At 56.9% G+C, this 20,042-nt stretch carries 22 protein-coding genes and 2 pseudogenes; 15 read left to right on the forward strand and 9 right to left on the reverse strand.

Annotation, left to right across the window (positions count from 1 at the left end; genetic code table 11):
• Positions 1–48 precede the first annotated feature (48 nt).
• Positions 49–1,128, forward strand: a complete 1,080-nt coding sequence (locus P0204_RS19295; RefSeq protein ID WP_276224453.1) for a TrmB family transcriptional regulator — start codon at positions 49–51, stop codon at positions 1,126–1,128.
• A 70-nt stretch (positions 1,129–1,198) separates the two neighbouring features.
• Here P0204_RS19295 and P0204_RS19300 read toward each other — a convergent pair whose 3' ends face one another.
• Positions 1,199–1,570, reverse strand: coding sequence for a hypothetical protein (locus P0204_RS19300; protein ID WP_336406481.1), 372 nt, complete (start codon positions 1,568–1,570; stop codon positions 1,199–1,201).
• Positions 1,571–1,886: 316 nt separating this feature from the next.
• On the opposite strand from P0204_RS19300, the gene P0204_RS19305 reads away from it, so the two are divergent.
• Together P0204_RS19305 and P0204_RS19310 are read left to right on the forward strand one after the other, a co-directional pair.
• Positions 1,887–2,483 (forward strand): type IV pilin N-terminal domain-containing protein, encoded by a 597-nt coding sequence (locus P0204_RS19305; RefSeq protein ID WP_276224455.1) that lies wholly within the window; start codon positions 1,887–1,889, stop codon positions 2,481–2,483.
• A 115-nt stretch (positions 2,484–2,598) separates the two neighbouring features.
• A complete protein-coding gene (locus P0204_RS19310; RefSeq protein ID WP_276224009.1) occupies positions 2,599–3,993 on the forward strand; it encodes a sensor histidine kinase in 1,395 nt (464 codons plus the stop codon).
• An 88-nt stretch (positions 3,994–4,081) separates the two neighbouring features.
• Here P0204_RS19310 and P0204_RS19315 read toward each other — a convergent pair whose 3' ends face one another.
• The 4 genes from P0204_RS19315 to P0204_RS19330 form a co-directional block, all read right to left on the reverse strand.
• The gene (locus tag P0204_RS19315; protein ID WP_276224010.1) at positions 4,082–4,294 is read right to left on the reverse strand and encodes a hypothetical protein; all 213 of its coding nucleotides are present in this window, start codon (positions 4,292–4,294) and stop codon (positions 4,082–4,084) included.
• On the reverse strand, positions 4,287–4,424 hold the full coding sequence (locus tag P0204_RS19320) for a hypothetical protein (protein WP_276224012.1): 138 nt from the start codon (positions 4,422–4,424) through the stop codon (positions 4,287–4,289). Before P0204_RS19320 ends, P0204_RS19315 begins: the two co-directional genes overlap by 8 nt.
• Positions 4,425–4,664: 240 nt before the next feature.
• Positions 4,665–5,720: a TrmB family transcriptional regulator gene (locus P0204_RS19325; protein ID WP_276224014.1), complete on the reverse strand. Its 1,056-nt coding sequence runs from the start codon at positions 5,718–5,720 to the stop codon at positions 4,665–4,667.
• A gap of 67 nt (positions 5,721–5,787) precedes the next feature.
• A complete protein-coding gene (locus tag P0204_RS19330) occupies positions 5,788–7,806 on the reverse strand; it encodes a DUF7997 domain-containing protein (RefSeq protein ID WP_276224016.1) in 2,019 nt (672 codons plus the stop codon).
• Positions 7,807–7,902: 96 nt separating this feature from the next.
• Between P0204_RS19330 and P0204_RS19335 the strand changes: the two genes are divergently transcribed.
• The 6 genes from P0204_RS19335 to P0204_RS19360 all read left to right on the forward strand — a co-directional run bounded on the left by P0204_RS19335 (position 7,903) and on the right by P0204_RS19360 (position 13,997).
• Complete coding sequence (locus tag P0204_RS19335; RefSeq protein WP_276224017.1) at positions 7,903–9,399, forward strand: extracellular solute-binding protein; 1,497 nt, start codon at positions 7,903–7,905, stop codon at positions 9,397–9,399.
• Between the two features lie 137 nt (positions 9,400–9,536).
• A complete protein-coding gene (locus P0204_RS19340) occupies positions 9,537–10,454 on the forward strand; it encodes a carbohydrate ABC transporter permease (protein WP_276224018.1) in 918 nt (305 codons plus the stop codon).
• 1 nt (position 10,455) lies between these two features.
• Positions 10,456–11,445 carry a carbohydrate ABC transporter permease gene (locus P0204_RS19345; RefSeq protein ID WP_276221559.1) on the forward strand — a complete coding sequence of 330 codons (990 nt, stop codon included), beginning with the start codon at positions 10,456–10,458 and terminating at the stop codon, positions 11,443–11,445.
• Between the two features lie 4 nt (positions 11,446–11,449).
• Positions 11,450–12,646, forward strand: coding sequence for an ABC transporter ATP-binding protein (locus tag P0204_RS19350; protein ID WP_276221561.1), 1,197 nt, complete (start codon positions 11,450–11,452; stop codon positions 12,644–12,646).
• 6 nt (positions 12,647–12,652) lie between these two features.
• Entirely contained in the window at positions 12,653–12,847 is a 195-nt protein-coding gene (locus tag P0204_RS19355; protein ID WP_276221563.1) for a DUF8005 family protein, read from the forward strand.
• Positions 12,848–13,532: 685 nt separating this feature from the next.
• The gene (locus P0204_RS19360; RefSeq protein ID WP_276224019.1) at positions 13,533–13,997 is read left to right on the forward strand and encodes a hypothetical protein; all 465 of its coding nucleotides are present in this window, start codon (positions 13,533–13,535) and stop codon (positions 13,995–13,997) included.
• 292 nt (positions 13,998–14,289) lie between these two features.
• Here P0204_RS19360 and P0204_RS19365 read toward each other — a convergent pair whose 3' ends face one another.
• Positions 14,290–15,009, reverse strand: coding sequence for a hypothetical protein (locus P0204_RS19365; protein WP_276224021.1), 720 nt, complete (start codon positions 15,007–15,009; stop codon positions 14,290–14,292).
• A 649-nt stretch (positions 15,010–15,658) separates the two neighbouring features.
• On the opposite strand from P0204_RS19365, the pseudogene P0204_RS19370 reads away from it, so the two are divergent.
• The 3 genes and pseudogenes from P0204_RS19370 to P0204_RS19380 all read left to right on the forward strand — a co-directional run.
• Positions 15,659–15,773 (forward strand): annotated as a pseudogene (locus tag P0204_RS19370) (IS1595 family transposase); the annotation flags it as partial.
• A 100-nt stretch (positions 15,774–15,873) separates the two neighbouring features.
• The gene (locus P0204_RS19375) at positions 15,874–16,278 is read left to right on the forward strand and encodes a DUF7718 family protein (RefSeq protein WP_276224023.1); all 405 of its coding nucleotides are present in this window, start codon (positions 15,874–15,876) and stop codon (positions 16,276–16,278) included.
• Positions 16,279–16,350: 72 nt separating this feature from the next.
• Positions 16,351–16,512 (forward strand): hypothetical protein, encoded by a 162-nt coding sequence (locus P0204_RS19380; protein WP_276224025.1) that lies wholly within the window; start codon positions 16,351–16,353, stop codon positions 16,510–16,512.
• Positions 16,513–16,722: 210 nt separating this feature from the next.
• Here P0204_RS19380 and P0204_RS19385 read toward each other — a convergent pair whose 3' ends face one another.
• From P0204_RS19385 to P0204_RS19395, 3 genes and pseudogenes are all read right to left on the reverse strand, one after another.
• Positions 16,723–17,169 carry a toxin-antitoxin system TumE family protein gene (locus P0204_RS19385; RefSeq protein ID WP_276224026.1) on the reverse strand — a complete coding sequence of 149 codons (447 nt, stop codon included), beginning with the start codon at positions 17,167–17,169 and terminating at the stop codon, positions 16,723–16,725.
• Entirely contained in the window at positions 17,170–17,697 is a 528-nt protein-coding gene (locus tag P0204_RS19390) for a winged helix-turn-helix domain-containing protein (protein WP_276224028.1), read from the reverse strand. It lies immediately after the preceding gene.
• A gap of 77 nt (positions 17,698–17,774) precedes the next feature.
• Positions 17,775–17,990: pseudogene (locus tag P0204_RS19395) on the reverse strand (DNA polymerase subunit beta); the annotation flags it as partial.
• Positions 17,991–18,028: 38 nt separating this feature from the next.
• Between P0204_RS19395 and P0204_RS19400 the strand changes: the two are divergent.
• From P0204_RS19400 to P0204_RS19410, 3 genes are all read left to right on the forward strand, one after another.
• Positions 18,029–18,520: a DUF429 domain-containing protein gene (locus P0204_RS19400; RefSeq protein ID WP_276224029.1), complete on the forward strand. Its 492-nt coding sequence runs from the start codon at positions 18,029–18,031 to the stop codon at positions 18,518–18,520.
• A 448-nt stretch (positions 18,521–18,968) separates the two neighbouring features.
• The gene (locus P0204_RS19405; RefSeq protein WP_276224030.1) at positions 18,969–19,583 is read left to right on the forward strand and encodes an SIMPL domain-containing protein; all 615 of its coding nucleotides are present in this window, start codon (positions 18,969–18,971) and stop codon (positions 19,581–19,583) included.
• Positions 19,584–19,592: 9 nt separating this feature from the next.
• Complete coding sequence (locus P0204_RS19410) at positions 19,593–20,018, forward strand: dual specificity protein phosphatase family protein (RefSeq protein ID WP_276224031.1); 426 nt, start codon at positions 19,593–19,595, stop codon at positions 20,016–20,018.
• Positions 20,019–20,042: the final 24 nt, after the last annotated feature.

Raw genomic sequence — 20,042 nt, forward strand, 5'->3', positions numbered from 1 at the left:
GCGTCGTACGACCGATTTCTTCACGCGGTAGTTGCCACAGCCCAAGTTATGGATCTTGACGAGTCTGACATCATCGACACGCTCTCTCGAATCGGCCTGACAGAAAAGGAGATCCAGGTGTATATTGAGGTCGTTGCTGCTGGTGCCACGAATGCAACCGAACTCGCATCGAGAACGGATGTGTCACAGCGGTACATCTACCGACTCGCAGATAACCTCGACCAGCTAGGGTTGATCGAAGTTGACGATCATACGTCGCCGAAACGAATTCGTGCACGACCACCGGGCGATCAGCTTGATGATCTCGTCACTGATATTGAATCCGCGCGAGATTCATTGAACGACCTGTACACATCGACGGAACCTGCTGGAGAACATCTCGAAATCCTCCGCTCACGGGAAGCTACCGTCAGCCGAGTTGAGCAAATCATTCGTGACGCAGAGACCGAATTAATTGCAGCGCTACCGGTTGGTGTTATCCGTCAACTCAGGGATACACTTTCAGAAACGTACTACGACTGTACATTCGTTGCATTGCTGATCTCCGGTGACCCAGCAGGGGTGTATGACCTCGATTACGCTGGCTTCGCACAGGCAGTACGCTTCTGTGAGTATCAAATGCCAGCGTTTCTCGTTGCTGATCGTCAACAGGGGGTCAGTACGACACCAGACCTGTTTGGCTGGGAGCGCAGTGAGGATCGCGCTGTCGTATTCAACAACCGAAATATTGGAAACGTCTACGCAAGCTCGTTCTTTGGGAACTACTGGACGTTAGGCGAAGAGATTGCGCTGGCATGGCGCGCTCGGCTCCCAGAACAGTATGATAGTTTTCTGAGGGCGGTATACGATGGGACGATTCTCTATCGGTCGGGTGAGCCACACTGGATTACAGCCGAAGTCGTGCGACGAAGTGATGGTCAAGAAGAGACACTCAGCGGCTGTCTATCCGGTGTCGAACAGCACTTGATCGAACCGCACAACAGTGAGAGTGGAATCGAGAATCAGCTCTTACTCGATAGTGAGGATGAAACGTATCGACTTGGAAGTCCCACGGCATACCTGACAGAGTATCGGACCCACCAACTTCGGTTCGAACGGTTAGAACAGACAAATTTGTGGGAAGAGTAACATCACCGTCCCACTGAGACACAAAAACTGAATAGAAGAGACTGGCCGTTAGTCCGGTCACGTTTGAGACCTATGACCTCGATGTCGATCTCACAGGGACAGAGCAGCGGCTGTCCGCCACAGGCAGGGCATTCCTCGTAGGATGATGGTACTCGCCCTGCTCGACGCCACAGGCGGGACAGGAGCGGTTGTTCCAGGTCTCGGGGTCGGTCGTCGCGACAAACCGATCGAGTTGCTGGCGGACATCGGCTTTCGAGAGACGCCCACGCCCCCCGGTGAGGACCTGCGTTTCGAGGGTGGTGACCTGTTGCTCGTAGGTTCGGAACCGAGCTTCCTCACCCCACAGAATCGGATCGTAGGTCGCTCCGTCGATCTGGTAGCGCTTTGAGACACAGGCCGTCGAGGGCGACGGGTACGGACGCTCGCAGTCCGGACAAACCATCTTACCGGCCTCCTCGCTGCTAGCCCTCGAAGACCTTGCCGGTTGCCTGTGCCTCCTGGTGTCCGGCCTCGATGTCGACGTCGTCGGTGGTGTGTTCTTGCGGCTGTTCGTCGACGGACTGCTGCTCAGTGCTCATATCGGGTAACCCCTCACCTCACAGGGGTACACAAAATCGCGGCTGGCTCTTGCCTAAGCTGATGGAAGAACAATCAGCCTACTGATATTGCCACAGGTTGGCGTGCAAGATACAGAGGATACAGTCGGCAGAGAGCTGTGAGAAGTAAGACGGTTATTTATCAAGGCGGTGGTTCATTCTATGAATAAGGATCTTGGACCTGTGGAACCGAACCGAGCTGTCTCACCTGTTATTTCGGTTATTTTGATGGTCGCAATTGCAGTCATACTAACCGCAACTATCTCGATATTCGTTCTTGGATTCACAGAAGACCTCAACGACACTGCGCCAGTTGTAGGACAAACGAGCGGTGAATTTGAACCCGGTAGTGGTTCTGATGAGCAGATTGTTCGAATTACCCATGTTGCAGGCGATAGGGTGAACGTTGAGAATATTGAGATTATCGTTCAGGCATCTGGTCCAAGTCTTGATGCCAACGCACGATTGGTCAATTTACCCGCTGATAGCCACTTCTCGAATGCTATTGACTCCACAAATGTTCAAGGCGACGATATAATCGATACCAGTAACGGAGCACCGAACCAAGTTATCGTTCCTGCAGATCCAAATACATGGACTGCGGGGGATACAATACAATTCCGAATAAAGGTTGGTGGAGCCGATTTCCGTGAACCACCGGACAGAACAGGGCCAGAAGCTGATGAACTTAAAATCACTATTGTCTATACTGATACCGAGTCAAGTGCTATCCTGTTTGAGGAAACGTTTAGACCATAATCAACGTACAGGAGTGTGTAGTCCCCTAGCTGTTGAATACGCGCGTTGTATCCATCGGGGCTGGCTTTCTATGTTCGGAGCTGTTAGTTATGTACAGACCCGTCATAGCACTCATATGGAAGCGGACTTGCATCGGGAGCTCGTCGAAGAATCCTCGGACATTGCGACGATCATCGATTCGGATGGAACGATTACGTACGTGAGCCCCTCAGTCACTCGGACGCTCGGATACGAGCCCGAGGAGTTGGTCGGAGAGGTCGGCTACGAGTATCAACATCCCGACGACCGTGATGCCGTTGCCGATGCTATCGAGACCATTCAGACGAACCCTGATGACGTCCAGGTGATCGAGACGCGGTTTCGTCGTGCCGACGGCTCGTGGTGTTGGATCGAGGCAACGCTGCAAAATCGATTCGACGATCCGGACATCAGCGGGATCCTCGTGAATAGCCGTGACATCTCCGAGCGGAAACGACAGGAAGGACAGTTTCGGGGGCTCGCCAAAGAGTACAAAACACTCCTTGAGACTGTCGAGGATAGTATTTTCTTCCTGACCGTCGAGTCAGAGGATACGGAGTCCGTGTTTCGCTTCGAGCGCCTGAACCGGGCCTACGAGGAACAGACTGGGATTACAACCGGTGAGGTCCGTGGAAAGACCCCAACCGACGTGTTCGGTGAGGAGATCGGAGCAGAGCTCCAGGCTAACTACCGCCGGTGTGTCCAAGCCCGTGAATCGATTTCGTACGAGGAGGAACTCCCCGTCGAGACGGGCGCACGGTTCTGGCAGACGGTTCTCACGCCAGTTATCACGAACGGGGAGGTGACCCAGATCATCGGGATCACACGGAACGTCACCGAGCGGGTCAAACAGGAACGACAACTCCGGAGCCAGAAGGAGCAACTTGACGAGTTCGCAAGCGTGGTGTCCCACGATTTGCGCAATCCCCTCACCGTCGCACAGGGCCGGACAGAACTGCTCGCCAACGACTGCAATAGCGAGCATCTTGCCCCGATAGTCGAGTCGCTTGATCGGATGGAAGAAATCATCTCCGATACACTTACACTCGCCAGACAGGGCCAAGTCGTCTCAGACCCCGAACCGATAGCGTTAGTCAATATAGTCGGTAAGTGCTGGAAAAACGTCCGAACAGACGAGGCAACCATCGAGATCGCGGACAAGGTCACGATCACTGGTGACCGAAGTCGACTCCAGCACGTCTTCGAGAACCTCTTTCGGAACGCACTCGAACACGGCGGGCCAGCCGTGACCGTTCGCGTCGGCCAAATCGACGACAGCGGATTTTACGTCGAAGACACCGGCCCGGGGATCCCCGAAGAGACCCGTGAGGATGTGTTTGACCCCGGACACACTTCGGCAAGCGACGGGACGGGGTTTGGGTTGACGATTGTCAAACGGATCGCCGAGGCCCACGGTTGGCAGGTTGCGGTCGTCGATGGGGTTGACGACGGAGCCCGGTTTGAGTTTACCGACGTCAATCTTGATCAGTGAGCGATACGCGCTGTGTATCTTGCACAGCCCGGTCTGCCAGCCCTGAGATAGATACCAGTGGTTCCCTGCTTCAGTACGAGCCTCGCAGCTAGCGCTCGGTTTTCTGCAATTGCTCGTGGGCGTCGGGATTGACCACGGAGACGACGCCGTCGACATCCTTGTCGTAGTCCTCCTGGAGCAGCTCGAAGATATCGTCCGCCAGCGCGACCGCCTCGTCGCGCTTGTTCGGATCGGTCTCGTGGACAGGGAAGTCAGCAGGACCGACGCCCTTGACGACGAGAAAGAGTCGATCGTCAGTCACCGCGATCGACCTCCTCGACGACCAGGACTGGATCGTCCCCGCCGAGCAGTTCAGTGTTGAGGAACTCGGATGTGCCGAGCGTTTCGGCAACGAGCTGGCGGAACTCCGCGTCGACGTCGCCGAACTCCACGAGCGCCTCAGGGTCTGGCTGCTGTGCAACACGGGCTGGAGAGTCGTCATCATACAGGGCTATGACGAAACGCTCTCTGTGGAGCGTCCCTCGCCCCTGGGGAGTGCAGAAATTGCTGTAAGCGTTTACCAGCCAGTCACCTGATGAGCCGCATTAGGGTCGAGGAGATCGATGCGCGAAACGTCTCCTCATCCTGAAAATTCGATAAACTGTACTTTTCAGTTCGTTGGTCCCGAGTACTCACCTATCAGGCTCTCGTTTCAACGTGATGTTCCGTGCTTCGAAGTCCTCAATAAACGCCTTGGCACCCCCAACGGTGAACGTACCGTCCGGCGTTTCGACGACGAACGATTCCTGTGTCGGGAACTCGTTCGAGAATGGCCGCACGATGCTCTGTTTTACCTCCACGATGGTTCCCTCAACTATCTCGAAGGAGTCGTCACTTTGTGTCGGCCGAACCTCCATTTCAGCAGTAAGTGGCTGTTCATCCATCAAGTACAGCGCCGCTTCGAACACCGCAGGACGGAAACTGGTGAACGTTGCCGGCAGCGATCCCTTCTGTGCAGCGTGTCGCTGCTCTCCCATCAGCCAGTAATTCGCGATAAACGAGTCGAACAGCGAGGAAACGATCTGTTCTTCCGCATGGTATATCGCGTACTCGTCCGAATTCGAGTTCAATACGGCATCAGCTGACGAGACGATGCCATCTGATCGGTCGATAGTGAGGGTGACTGGTGCAGGTGCGTCCCACGTCTGTACCACGTTTGCTATCGAATCGCTAATTTCGACCTCATCATCATATTCAGTCACCAACAGCATACAGAAGACGCCACGTTCCTGTGCGTCCCGAAGGGAGTCCTCAACCCGATGGAGTACCGAGGCAGGAAGCGCAAGAACAATTTCGTCGGTCGCGGAGTCGATTAGATCAACGAGTTGCGTGAGTATCGTTCGACGTGATTTGATGATACTGAACTTTTGTTGTTCGTAGCTCTCTGAATCGAATAGGTCATCTAATTGCGTCTCGATGCTGTGCAACTGTGAAACAAGGTTTTCGATGCCTTCCGAGGGAGGGATCGCCCGTAGCTGTGTCGGTTGGACGTGATCGTCGATTTCAATGAGCTCACGTTCCTCTAGTTTTCCGACAATATCGTACGCGTAACTCTTCGAGATATCTGTCTCTTCAGAGACCACACGCATCGTCGTCGACCCGTTCTGGAGGACCGAGACGTAAGCGAGTGCTTCCTTCTCCGATAGACCGAAGCGAGTGAGTTCGTCGACAATGTTGTCCTCCACCATATCCAACCGTTGGACAGATACCGGGGATAAAGGTTAGTATCGACACAGCTGTGGCGCCAATGACTCTTCAGTAGTTACTTGACGTTTGCCCCGATTCGGCTTTCGCTTCCCGAGTACTCCGTGCCGCATACGTTGCGAGGCGGATCGCGTGAGACCAGCCAAGTGGCGTTGCGCTGTCTGGCTTACCAGAGTCAAAGAACTGTTCGGGCAGGTATCCAGAGCGGAGACAAAGCGACCCGGAGAGGTCGATCTCAGTGAACAGTCTATCTGACCATACTGTAGGGTCAAATCCGTGGTCCGATACTCCCAGTCGGATAGCCTTTTCAGCGGCATACGCGCCCCAACCAGTCGAGACGGTCCACACTTTCTCACTCGACTGGTCGCGTCGCCGCCACGTATCGTCTTCGAACCGCACTAACCCTTGGATGCTATCTGTCTCCGTCCAAAGACAGTCAAACGCTGTTTCGAGGTGAGTGCCGAGCCGACGGCGTCGCTCGTCACTGACATCACCTACGTCTTCGTAGGCTAGATGTGCGTCGATCAACGAAAACGTGTTACTGTCGACTCGCACGTCCAGTTCGCCTTCATCCAGTCGAAGCACGTAGATGCCCCGGTCGGGACACCACATCGTCTTGAGGGCATTATAAATGTGTTCAGCCTGCGTTGTAGCGTGGTCTCGGACCGACGTATTTAGTGGTGTGGTCGCAATTGCGCTATAGGCATGCAGAAATTTCGCAGCTGTATGAGTAAACCGACCATTCATATTCTCCCAAGCGTTTTCGCATTCAGTCGGTAACCCATCTGCCTCCAGCGAGAGGTCCATCCCTTCTATCCCCAACTCCAAGGCCGTTTCGATATCTCGAATCGTGTCTTCAGGGAGTGATCCGTGGTGTGAAGAGAGGTAGTTCGCGAGGAAAATAAGGACACTCGCTGTCTGGTCAGCTTGATATTGCGTTTCAGATCCCTCGAGGTGGCCGTTTGCCCATCCAGGTGCCAGGCGGCCATTCATTGGCCACACACGATGGGGCCACCGCCCATCAGCCAGCTGCGTCCGGAGATACAACTGGGCGCTCTTCCGGTGTTGTTCCGCCACATCGAGGCCAAGTCTCTCGCCAGCCTCCAACAGGAACATCGAGATCTCTCCGTCGTCCCGAAACCATGTGTACCCGTACCCGCCGGAGTACTGGTAATGTGGATCGAAATCGGGACCTGCTATCCGAGCACCCGTCGGTGCCGAAAGGAGATCGAGGACAGTTAGATCCGTTTCGACAAGCCGGTTCGTATCATCGGTAAGCGGTTCTGGTCGTTGTTTGGCAGTAAACGAATTCGAGGAGCTATAATGCTGTATCTGGTTACCGACCTGTTCGAGGCCGGCCGACCGTGGTTGTTCTTCGATGTCCGACAGTGTCGTAACGATGGTCGTCCGTCCATTTTTGAGTTCGGCACGGAAACTCACACCCCCTGTAAGACGGCTTCCCTCATAGCTCTCGGCAGCATCCTCTCGTGGGAACGACTGTGGTTCGTCGGCCAGAATCTCGTCGAATGTCTCTAACACCTGTGGTGTAACTTCCAGTTCCGTCGACGCGCCGAGATAGTCGTGTTCTCTGTTATGATACAGTTCCACAGTCTCGCCGTCGTGAATCAACTGTCCGATTCGCCCTTCCTGTCCCTCCGGGGTGAATTCGACGAATCCGACGATTTCGAGTCGGTCAGGGGCCTCACCTCGGAGTTCGAACACGGTTACGTGTGAGAGAGTATCGGTGAAATCGCGCTGTACAATATCGAACCGCTCGAAACTGTGGATCGTCTCGACGAACGAAGCTCCTTCGGCTGTCTGTGTTGCTCCGTCGTTGGCATCAAACCATGTGACTCTCCCGTCGACCTGAACACCGAACCGGGATGCAGAGATTCCGTGGAGCCCGGAGAGTGGATACGAATAGTCTCGCAGTGACCCATCCGGACTAACGTGGACGAGTCGCCGTTCCGATCCAGTAAACTGTCCCAATTGCGTGCGCCGCTCACCAGGAAATCGGTCCTCTGTGTCTCTGTTTTGCTTGTAGTCATCAAGTGACCGTCGGAGTCCCATACCAGAGGTGGGGCGAACTGCAGATAAAGTTCTTGTGATATCTCAATTTAAATCCCTAAAGTATAAGTGTGCGTATTTTGATTGACAAAGCGGACAATGTCAGAATACTCGAAAACGGATGGAAAGCGAAGCAGCATCTCGCGGCGACGGTTCGTCACGGGAGTTGGCGTCTCGGGGATTGCTGGTCTCGCAGGCTGTGCGAGTTCCTCGAACGATGGTGATGGCAACGCGAACGATAACGGAACACAGGCCGGTGATGCCGGGAACAGCGGATCAACGACCGTCTCGTGGGGTTTCGATGCGACGGTGGTCCAGGACCACGCTGATCAGGTTCGTGACGCACTTCATGACGAGGGTGGGCTTTCAGACGATATCCAAATCGAGTTCGAACAGGGCCAACCCGATAGCGGCAAGCGACGGGCCAACTACAACCGGCTTCTGGGCTCACAGGAGACCAAACCTGACCTGTTCATGATGGACAACGGGTGGGTGAACATCTTCATCCAGAGGGGCCAACTTGCCAACCTCTCGGAGCTCCTGACCGAGGAGATGCTCTCGACGATCGACGAGGAGTATTTCAGTGGCTTCACCGAGACAGCTATTGACCCGTCGAGTGGCGACCTCTTTGGCGTGCCACTCTACCCCGATTACCCGACGATGCTGTACCGAAAGGACCTCGTCGAGCAAGCCGGCTACAGCCCCGAGTCGGAGAATTGGGCCACAGAGCCGATGACCTGGGAGGAGTGGTCGAACGTCGCGGCGGACACGGTTGACGCGATGGATGTCGAGTACGGCTTTACGACCCAGTGGGATATCTACGAGGGAACCGCCTGCTGTACGTTCAACGAAGTCCTGTCTTCGTGGGGTGGCGCCTACTTCGGCGGTCGCGAGAACCTCTTTGGCCCGGTTGGCGACCGGCCCGTCACCGTCGATTCCCAGCCGGTTATCGATTCGCTGAACATGATGCGGAAGTTCGTTCACGACGAGGACTTCGACAAACTCCAAGGGTACGGCGGCGGGTTCACCCCGACGGAGATCCTCGGGTGGATTGAGGACGGATCGCTTGCCCCGTTCCTCGACGGGAACGCGCTCTTCCACCGGAACTGGCCATACGCCATCAATCAGGCCGCCTCGGAGTTCGGCGACGACCTTGGAACGATGCCGATTCCCTACGCGGTCTCGGAAAGCAACGCGGAGTTCCCGGGTACTGGAGGGACGACGTCCGCACTGGGTGGTTGGCACATTACTGTCAACCCTTACAGCGAGAAACTCGATGCAGTCACTCAGGTTATCGAGGCGACGATGAGCGAAGCGTTCCAACTGTTCCTATTAGAAATGGAGGGATGGCTGCCGCCACGGGGAAGCCTGTTCAACTCCAGCGAAGCGGCGAACATCGATCCGATGGGCAATTACATGGAGACGCTCCGCGTGGCCGGTGAGAACACGATGGCTCGCCCTGTCACATCGGTCTGGAGCGATCAATCCAGCAATATTTCCCAGCAAGCCAACCGCGCGGTCAATCAGGATGTATCCTCCGCAGAAGCGATGGCCACTCTCCAGTCCCGGCTGAAGCAAACTGAGAGCAGCACCTGAGCTGCGGTTGGATTTTACTCACTCAACACCATTATGCGAACGACACTAGCGGGAGGCAATCCGTGAGCCCAGAGGCATCGACCCGCCAGTCCAGGGAATCACGCCGCTCTGGTATCCTTGTTGAACTGACTCGGCGAATGGAGAACTTGAGCGACACCCAATATGCGTATCTGTTACTGGTCCCAGTGTTCGTCCTGTTGGGTATCGTCGCGCTGTACCCACTGCTCAGGACCTTCGAGCTGTCGCTGTTCCGTCTCTCGACGGACTTCTCCTCGACGACCTTCGTGGGAGTCGGGAACTACGTCGAGCTGTTCACCGGTGAGCTGGATCGGTACCTCCCCGGTGGGACCTCCTTCCTCCCGACCGAGCTAACACTGACCGGGATGCTCAACAGCGCCCTGGTCGTCACGATCGTCTTCGCCGTGGTGAGCGTCCTCTTCGAGACCCTGATCGGGCTGGGACAGGCGCTCATCCTCAATCAGGACTTCTACGGGCGTCGGTGGATCCGCGCGGCCATCATCATCCCGTGGGCAGTCCCGGTCGTTATCCAGGGGATGATCTTCTTCCTGATGTTCAACTCCAACATCGGGTTCGCGACGCCGTTCCTCGCGGATCTTGGGTTATTAGCGCCGACGAACACGCTCAACGACACCGCCAGTGCAGTGTTTATCATCATCGTCGCTGACATCTGGAAGACCTCGGCGTTCATGGCGCTATTGATACTCGCCGGGCTCCAGAGCATCGACCGCGGCCTCTACAACGTCGCGAAGGTCGCGGGCGCGACCAAGTGGCAGCAGTTCAAGTACATCACCTTCCCGCTGATCCTGCCCACCATCGGGATCGCCGTACTGTTCCGCTCCGTGCAGGCGATGCGGGTCTACGGTATCATCGACACCGTGTCGAGTTGTACCGTCGTTCCGTCGCTGTCCTGTATGGTCGTGGCAACGTTCACGACGCGTGAGGGCGTGTCCGCCTCCATCGCGTTCGTCACTGCGGCGATCATCGGAATCGTGGTGATGGGAATTATCCTCTGGCAAGGGGAGGACGCGATCTAACATGGCAACGACAACTGGCAACACCGACGCGAGTGACGAAGGCGGGATCAGTGGCTGGGCCAAACGAGTGATAGCCAACCCCGAAGGCCTCTACAGGTCACTGTTCTACGCCGCGATGGTGTTTTTCCTCGTGACGACGCTGTTCCCCTTCTACTGGCTGGCCGTGCTGGCAGTCACGCCGGAAGGGAACCTCCTGGCCGGGAGTTTCCTGCCCCAGCTCGGTGGGTTCACCATCCCCCTGCCGACGCCGAAGGGGTTCAATCCGGAAGCGTTCATCACGGTCTTCGAACAGGTACCGTTCCACCTGTACATGCTGAACAGCTTCGCGCTGGCGGTCACCACGACCATCATCGTCTTGATCGTCGCGAGTCTCGCGGGATACGTCTTCGGTCGACTCCGATTCCCCGGCCGTGCGCTCCTGATGCTGGGTATCCTGGCGATCAGCTACTTCCCGCCGGCGGCGTTCGTCATCCCGCTGTTCAAGGCCTTCGCGGGCAACGAGCCGTTGTTACTGCCGTTCACACAGATACCGCTGTTCACGCCGCCGAGACTGTTGAACACGCCGGGATCGATGATTCTTCCCTTCAGCGCACTGTTCATGCCGCTGTCGATTTTCATCCTCACGACCTTCTACGGGCAGATTCCCGACGGGTTAGAGGACGCAGCACGCGTCGAGGGGACGACGCGACTCGGCGCGCTGTTCCGGGTCATCATGCCGCTGTCGGCGCCGGGTGTGGCGACGGCCTCCGTGCTGACCTTTATCGCGGTGTACAACGAGTATTTCTTCAGTTCGATCATGGCTACCTCGCCCGAGGCGGCGAAGTGGTCACCGATCGTCGGCGGGATACTCAGCTACCAGACCCAGTACACCACCCAGTACAACCTCATGGCGGCTGCGAGTATCGTCGGGGTCCTCCCCGTCGTCATCCTCGTCGTCGTCGCACAGGAACGCATCGTCAGCGGACTGACCTCAGGAGCACTCAAGGAGTAACACAATGGCACGAGTCAAACTCGAACACGTCACGAAACGCTACGACGATCAAGGTGAAGTAGTCACCGCGGTCGACGACATGAACCTCGACATCGACCACGGCGAGTTCATCTGTTTCGTCGGTCCGTCCGGCTGTGGGAAATCGACGACCATGGAGACGATCGCCGGGCTGACAATCCCCTCCGAGGGGCAGATATTCATCGGCGACCGGGAGGTGACGAACCTCCCGCCGAAAGACCGGGGCATCGCGATGGTGTTCCAGAACATCGCGCTGTTCCCCCACATGGACGTCTACGACAACATCAGCTTCGGCCTCCGACTCCGAGACTATCCCCAAGACGAGATCGACCGCCGCGTCGAGCGAGCGGCCGACATCGTCCAACTCGAAGGGATGCTCGGGCGGATGCCCGAAGAGATGTCCGGCGGCCAGCGCCAGCGTGTCGCGATCGCCCGGGCGATCGTCCGCGAACCGGACGTGTTCCTGATGGACGAGCCACTGGCGAACCTCGACGCGAAGCTGAAAGTCCACATGCGGACCGAACTTCAGCGCCTCCACAAGGAACTGGACACCACGATCATCTACGTCACCCATGACCAGGAAGAGGCGATGACCCTCTCGGACCGGATCGCCGTCCTCAACGCGGGGAGTCTCCAGCAGATCGCACCGCCGCTGACCTGCTACAACGAGCCCGACAACCTCTTCGTGGCCGGGTTCATCGGCTCGCCGTCGATGAACTTCGTCTCGGCGACGGTCTCGGAGAACGCGCTGGAGACGCCGAACTTTACCCTAGAGTTCGATCCGACGACCGTCGAGGGCGTCGGTGTCGGTGACGATCTGACGATCGGCATCCGACCGGAGGACATCTATCCGTCCCAGGAACGAAGCGAGGTTCCCGACCCGTCGATGCCGATCCCGACACGGACGGACATCCTGGAACCGATGGGCGACGAGATCTTCGCCTACTTGCTGCTAGGCGAAGGGGAGACCTCGATGGATCAAGAGCGGACGACCGACGACCAACTGCTGATGAGCATCGACCCCGATTCGGCGATCGCCGAGGACGAAGACGTCGAGGTCGTCATCGACAGGCGGAACGTCCACCTGTTCGACTCCGCCTCGGGTGACGCGATCGTCCACAAGCTCGAACCGATCGGAGCCGGCGGCGCGACAGCCGGCAGCGAGGCGGAATCCGACGACTAACACACAATGCCTGGTACCCTCTGGTGGAGCCTGATGCTGGTCCTGTTTTTCTTCTGGGCGTACGGCTTCGTGTCGTTCGTTCTGGATCTGAAAAACACGATCATCCCGGGCGTCATCCAATACAGACGCGGCCGCCGCCGCCAGAAGGCACAGCAGCAACGCGACGAGGAACGAGAGGAAAAGGAACGACAGCTGTACTGATCAACTCCTTGAGTGCGCTGATTCCACCGATATCGTCGCGAGCATTGTTCGCGTAGAAGATTGTGGACACCGCTGAGCGGTAGCTATAGAGGCGAAGAGGCAAGATCTCCCTGCCAATGGTCCCAAAACCAACAATTTGTGGAACTTCCACGGGTGTATTCGTTTCCTACGACAGTACATGGGCCAACATAAAGACCGAGTCAAGAGTCTGTTCCTCGATGGACTGCTGTTCAATGTTCATATCCGAAATGCTCTATCTGGAGTGGTGACGAAGCATCCTCACTGGGAGTTGCCCTGTTTGAACGAGTCCTGAGAGCGTCGTTAAGATTGTCCCGAACCGGGTATTTGCAAGGGATGGGGAGACTCTAACCAAACCCGTTCAAACCCCTCAAGTCGCCCGTGGGTGAAGGTTACCCGATATTTCAGCAGCGGTTCTATCTCGTCGGGCGAATGCGTGATCACGAACCGACCGTGGAAGCCATCTCGTTCTATCCACCCCTCGTGGACCCGCTTGTGGAACGGTTCAGTTGGTTTCAGTACTATATCGCGCAGCACCTGCATTCAGAGTATCGACGGTGTGCCATCAGGTGACACGACAGTTTTGAACAGCGTATAACTGGCACAATCGAATCACACTGGCCGGAGAAACCATTACCGAGTAGCACCAATTTGGTGTGACCTATCCATGGAACAAGACCCACTGTTTCAGGAAGTACAGCGATTTCGTCAGCCGTGGCTCTGGGCGCTGCTCGGGGGAGTGGCACTGTTGCTGCTTGTGTTAGGGCCCATTTCGTGGGGAGGACTCGTGATCGTCATCCTGGTTGCAGGCCTGGTCTACAGTCTTCGTCTCCGGACCGAAGTGAGAGCCGACGGCATCTATGTCGAGATGTGGCCCCTGCATCGTTCCTTCCGTCGCATTTCGTGGGCGGAAACCGAGTCATACGAATCTACAGAATACAGCCCAATCGGTGAGTTCGGTGGCTGGGGCATTCGGTGGGCGCCTGGGAAAATCGCATACAACGTCAGTGGCAATCGTGGCGTCTGGATCGAGCGGACGGATGGACGGACAATCCTGATCGGCTCCCAACGACCGGAGGAGTTTGTCAGGGCCATCGAGGAGATATCCCCAGCCCTTCGTGAGGATACCTAAACGCGAGTCACTAACTCTTTGAAACGTCGCGAGAATCCATTAATAGATACTGGGACTTCCCCGCTAAGACCCGGGTGATCTGTTTGACCACCTCTGCCGCCTCACACTGCTGTGAGGGACAGAAACCTGTCCGTTCCAAGGAATTCTGTGCGGACAGCCGTTGACACGACTGTCCGGCACAAGCGGTTCTCGAGTGCTGTTGCTAGCGAGAGGGGGAGAATGCGGCGGTACGGTCAATGGTTAGCGTTGGCCTAGCCAGAGTCCTGGCGGAATCGTGGCGTTCCTCACACTCCTATGCTGGTGCCGTCCTCACACCGTCGTTAGCCTGCTGTCGTTCGAGGCGTTGCACGAGATCTTCGTCGAAGACGATGCGTTTCTCGCCCCGTCGCTTCCGGACGGTCGCCGCGTCGTCGCAAAGGTCTTCGAGGATCTGGATCACCCGCCGGACGGTCTCACTATGTGGCGTGATGTCCAGCCCGGCCTTCAGCACTGTCCCGACCTGGCCGGCAGTGAGACACCAGCCAGCTGGGGCCTTGTCGGCGTAGTCGCGGACATCCCTTGCAAGGAACCGAGCACGCTGCTGGTTGGCCGAGAGCTCGGTTTCGGCGACCGATTCGGGCAAGGCGACGATGTCCTCCAGTGGGGTCTCGGTCTCGATCGTCGGTGACTCTGGCTCCGGCTCTGCTTCCGCGAGGTCGCCTTCGGCGAGTCGGTCGCGAAGGTCGTCGAGGCGCTCCTGAAGATCGGTCTCTGCGACTTTCGTTTTCACTGCCCGTCCGAGTGGGTACCGAGTTCCATCGGTCGCGACAATCTGGATATCACGCTCGTCGCCACTGTCCCAGTCGATGTAGGCACGGGCTTCGAGTTCGTCGACGCGCTCCTGGAGGCGATCGCGTTCGGCCTCGGCCGCTTTCCGTTGTTCGCGTTCCCCCTCAAGTTCTGCTCGAAGCTCGGCCGTCTCCTCGGCGACAATCTCCTCAACCTCCTCGCGGGTCAGACAGTCCTCACACATCCGGGTCCACCTCCGTTGACGTGCTTTCGCCAGTCGTTTGATGCCGATTCGCCCTCTCGCTGTAGGGAACAGCCAGGTGCATACTGCAGGCCTGCGTCTGGAATCGAACCAGGTCTTGCCGACCACGGCGCGGGCAGGACCAGAGACTGCCCGGCTGCCGGGACGAGTGCTGTGGAACCCCTCGACAGCGAAGGTCCACGCACAGCTCTTGGTGGACGATGAGCGTGGATTCGGACAGTCGACGAGTCCCGCAGCGACGCAGCGATGTCTCTGGTCGTGGGGAAACGCTTATTATCGGGGCCTCAGAAGCAGGAGGTGTCCAACCAAGGGGCTGAATTAACAGCCCCTTTGTTTCCTGCTTCTAATACCCATCAGCAGTGGGTATCGTGTGTTCCTCTCTTGACGCTAGTCGCGTTCTTAGGGACGGTACTTCAACTTTCCGTCTGATGCGATTGGAAAGAAAAGTCGAATGGCTGTATATACCTTGAGACCCTTGTATTTGCTATTAGATCTCAGCCATCCAAGTCTCGGACACTGTTGTACAGGCGGTACAAGGCGACTGCCCCGGGGCTTGACCCCAGGGTGAGTTCACGAGTTACTTCAATCGCTCTTGCGTAGGAGATTGTTGATACTGCTGAGGAGTCGCTGTGGAGTCAAGGAGGACAAGCTGACACAGTATCTCAGAACGTTCCAGCTTCGGCGGAAACTATACCGAAAAACCGGAGCGAGATACACTCAAACACGCTGTCCGAGCGACACTCTGAAATCAACAATGACTGACGGTAACCTTCTGTTGGCGTCAGCCGGTAGATGGCTCCGAAGACGACAGGCTAAAACCGCTCGCAAGAGTGGTCGAATCCGTAGATGACCCGGTCACTGGAGCCCTCAAACTATGATACATCGAAGACGGTCAGCGCCGGGCGAAGCGACTGCCGAATCACGGTCGGGTTTGATCAGCAGGAGAACCACGTCCCGCGGTTTCTAGTTCAGCTCCACTACATCAACCTCCCGGATACGCCCCAGTGGACAGTCATCGCTCGGTTCGACCACAACGAAACGTCGGGGGGCGGCCACGATGTCTATCGGGAGGGGCTCCACATCGACGTCCGACGGCCGGATGGGAGCATGACGAAAGTCCACCCTCGCCACGGAGGACTCCCCAAAACCGAGGAGCCGTCATCCGCCGGTGTGTGGAGTCCCCTCGCCGACGAGGCACAGTACTTCATCGATGTCTACAACGGAGACATCTCGCCAGGAGCGCCTCGATAGTGGCCAGATGGAGGCTCGAATCCAGTACGTAACGTCATAACCCTCGAGCCTAGACGCTCTAGTAGAGCTATCATGGCGACCGACTCCGAGACGAACGACCCCAAGCCCCTCTCTCACGACGAGCTGAGTGAAGTGCTCGCCGAGGCGACGGGGACAACTCCGGAAGAAATCGATCGCGGAGCCGAGGCTATCGAGATCGAGCCGCCTGAAGACGCGGAAGTCGTCTCCGAGTAGACTCTTCTGCCGCTGCTGATACCACTGTACAGAGAGAGGCTTCTGGTCGCCACTGAAAGGAAGGCATGACACGAGACCAAGACTGGAAGCAACCTGTTAATCCTGCCGTCTGCGGGGCCCATTCCCGGTGTCAGTTTCCCCGAAACGTAGCCCGCTACCGGACAGTGACACCCCCAGTAGAATCCCGGTCGTCTCAACACTGCAATAAAGTCACTTCTCCCAAAGCGATTTGATACGTCCTTCGATAGCATCAAGCACAGTAGAATAGACGTCCAGCGGATGGCGCGATGACAGTGACAAATCGGTAGCCTCTATTGCAGTTGGCGGTTGGTGAAAGTGCAGTCGTGCATTGTGTGGATTGGGATGACGATCCCAGCGACACTCCCATCGGCTATCATCCTGATGCGTTTCGATGTAGTGGAACGAAAAATCTCCCGTCGTGAACCAGCGAATATCGAGTCGAGCAGCTACGACGGCTTCAGGATACTGTCCCGCGTCAAATAGGGCGTGAAGGAGGCGAGGTTCATAGGTGTCTGGATCGAATTCCGTCTCCACAATGAGTGTCTCAGTTCGAAGGTGCCGGTCTAAAAGCTGTAGCGTCTGTCGGTCGGGTGGACCTGGTGACCCTGCATTCGAATCTGCTGGGTCTGGCTCCATCTATGCTGGGATGAGATGTCCATCGTTCTCTGCGAGCTGACGGGCGAGTTCGTACAGTCGAATGTCTCGAATCACACCACGCCACTCACTGACTGCAGCCATCCGGTCATGAATCGTCTCGTGGCTGGCGTCATCGTACACGCTCACAGCAGCTGGATCGGTAGCTTCAAATTCTTCTTCATAATTGGCCCGTTCGTCTTCAAGTTCACCGACCCGTTCGATAATCTCCTCGACAGTCAGTTCGTTCGCAATCCGACTGGCATCTTGCCATTCTAGATATCCCTCGTTACGTTCGTACTGCGTGGATCGACCAGTACGGGTCACACTGACGATGCCCATGTCTACCAACCGGTCAAGATGCTTTTTTGCAGTGTTTGGAGAGCAACCTGCAATATCTGCAATTTCGGCTGCAGGGGTGGGCGAGGTAATTCCCATGGCAACATCGTAGACACGACTAAACGTATCTTCGTCCTGCTGCCACCGCCGCTCGGTGGCTGATGGCTCCGGCGCCGGGTCAAACTCCGTCATAGTTGCTACTACGATTTCAAATGCAATATATCTTTGTGAGCTTCATATATTTGCGTTCAGTTGAGCGATGCGGCTTCGACGGAGGAGACGTCGTCCGTTTTTTCGGTCTGCTCTCGAACGCGGCCGACGAACGCCCGAACTGGCTCGTGGAATTCGGTCTGTTCGATAGCAAGGATGGGATCGTCCTTCTGTAGCCGAGTCAGATCGATCGAAACGCAGTTTCGCTGTGGTGTCTCACGCACTCGAACCACACCGAGCGTATCGAGGAGGTCGACAGCTCTCCAGACTGTCGACACCCGTCTTTTTCATGCCACCGTCGAACTGATACGCCATGTCGAACGACGACACTGTTGTCGGTGTCGACGCCTGTCCCGCTGGCTGGGTTGCGACTGTCATCACCCCCGACGGGGCGAATACTGAGACCTACGGGGAGTTCGCGGACCTTCGCAATGCGCACGACCACGCCAAGCATATCCTCGTCGATATCCCGATCGGACTTCCCGAGGCTGAGCGCCGGCGGTGTGACCAACACGCGAGAGACCTTCTGGGAAGCCGTCGCTCGTCGGTGTTCTGGCCACCCTGTGAGGCCGCAGCGAACGCAGACGACTATGAGGAGGCAAACCAGGCTCACAAGGACACCGTCGGACACGGGCTGTCCCAGCAAGCGTTCTACATCAGAGAGAAGATCGTTGAAGTCGGCGCTGTTGTCGGCGATAAGTACGACGGACAGGTCAAGGAGAGTCATCCGGAGTTGTGCTTTGCCGCCCTAAACGACCAGCCGATCGCCTACGCAAAGTCTTCGCAACAAGGGCGTGCGCTCTGAATGTACCTCCTGTCCGAGACTCTCGAGAACGCAGAAGCGCTCTACGAAGAGACACGGGAGAACTACCTACGCAAGGAGGTCCCGCCGAGACGATATCCTCGATTCGATTGTGCTGGCTGTGACGGCCCGTCAGGACCTGCTGCATTCGGTTCCCAGCGATCCAGCGGCAGACGAACCACGAATTTACTATATAGAGCTGTCTGTCCCGGGAATCACTGTGGATTAACCCGGTGGTTGTTATCAGAATTTCTTAACCAACATACCATCAATAAAGGAGGTTTTGTTGGTTAAGGTTGTATGCTACCCCGCGGACGAAGCAAGCTCCCAGATCGAAACGAGTCCCAGATGCTGACAACCGACCACAGGGGAAACTTCCACACTGAGTCCCAGTCGCAAGTACCAGACCGTCTGACAAAATTTGATACTGTTCGAGAAGGTCGGTTCGGTTATGCAATCGCCGACGGTGACTGTCGACGCCGTTGGTCGATCTGGGGCAGTCCCGGAGGTCGCGATCGTGGAGGCCTACGTCACAGGTCCAGGTGACTCCGCGAAGGATGCGCGCGCCGTCGTCAAAGATCGAGCGGCCACGCTGCGAGAGTCGATTACCGCGGTCGCACCCGAGCAGGTCACGACAGTTGAGGTGCAGGTGCAAGATACGACTGAGGCGTTCGATCCCGCTACTGATGCGCCGTTCGAGGCAACCGAACGGTTCCAGATCGAGTGTGTCCTGGACCATGCCGAGTCGGTCGTGATCGACGTGACGAACGCCGGCGGCCAGATCCAGACGGTCCAGTTTCAGTTCCACGAGGAAACCCGGCAGGCCCTCCAGAACGAGGCTATCGCCTCAGCGATGGACCGCGCTCGTGAGAAAGCCGAACGGATCGCAGCTGCCGAGGGCCTCACCGTGACAGCGATGCACGAGGCGACGACGAAAGACATGAGCTCTGGGTTCGAGAGCATCGTCGACGAGGCACTGGCCTCGAGTCAAGACGTTGATCTCCATCCAGCGCCGATTACTGTTTCCGAGAGTGTCGAAGTCGTGTACGACTGCAGCGAGGAGTGATCTGAGGGCATGGACGAGGTTGCAGATGGATTGTTCGTCGGGACCACCGAGGACGCCAGTGACGAGGTGCTACTCCATGAGCACAACATCGCGACCGTTGTCTCGTTGACACACGGCGAACCACGCAGTGGGTTTCTATCTGATGTGACGGTCGAAAGCGTCCCTATGACCGACGGTCCCCAGAACGATTCCCAAGCGTTTACCGAGGCTGTGCGCACGGTTGTTGCCCATCGAGACTCCGGCGACCGTGTCTTAGTTCACTGTTCGGCTGGAGCCTCTCGGAGTCCATCAGTCGCTGCGACCGCGATAGCCTGCCGCTCGGAGACCACACTCAACGACTCGTTCAATCAAGTACTCGAACGCCGGCCAGAAACTGACCCTCACGATGCACTGGTCCGGCAGGCCGCACGAGTCATAGACGGCGGCTTAGACTGATGTCAAATTAGTGTTCGTAGCATC

The sequence above is a fragment of the Haloarcula halophila genome, assembly GCF_029278565.1.
Classification (GTDB): domain Archaea; phylum Halobacteriota; class Halobacteria; order Halobacteriales; family Haloarculaceae; genus Haloarcula; species Haloarcula halophila.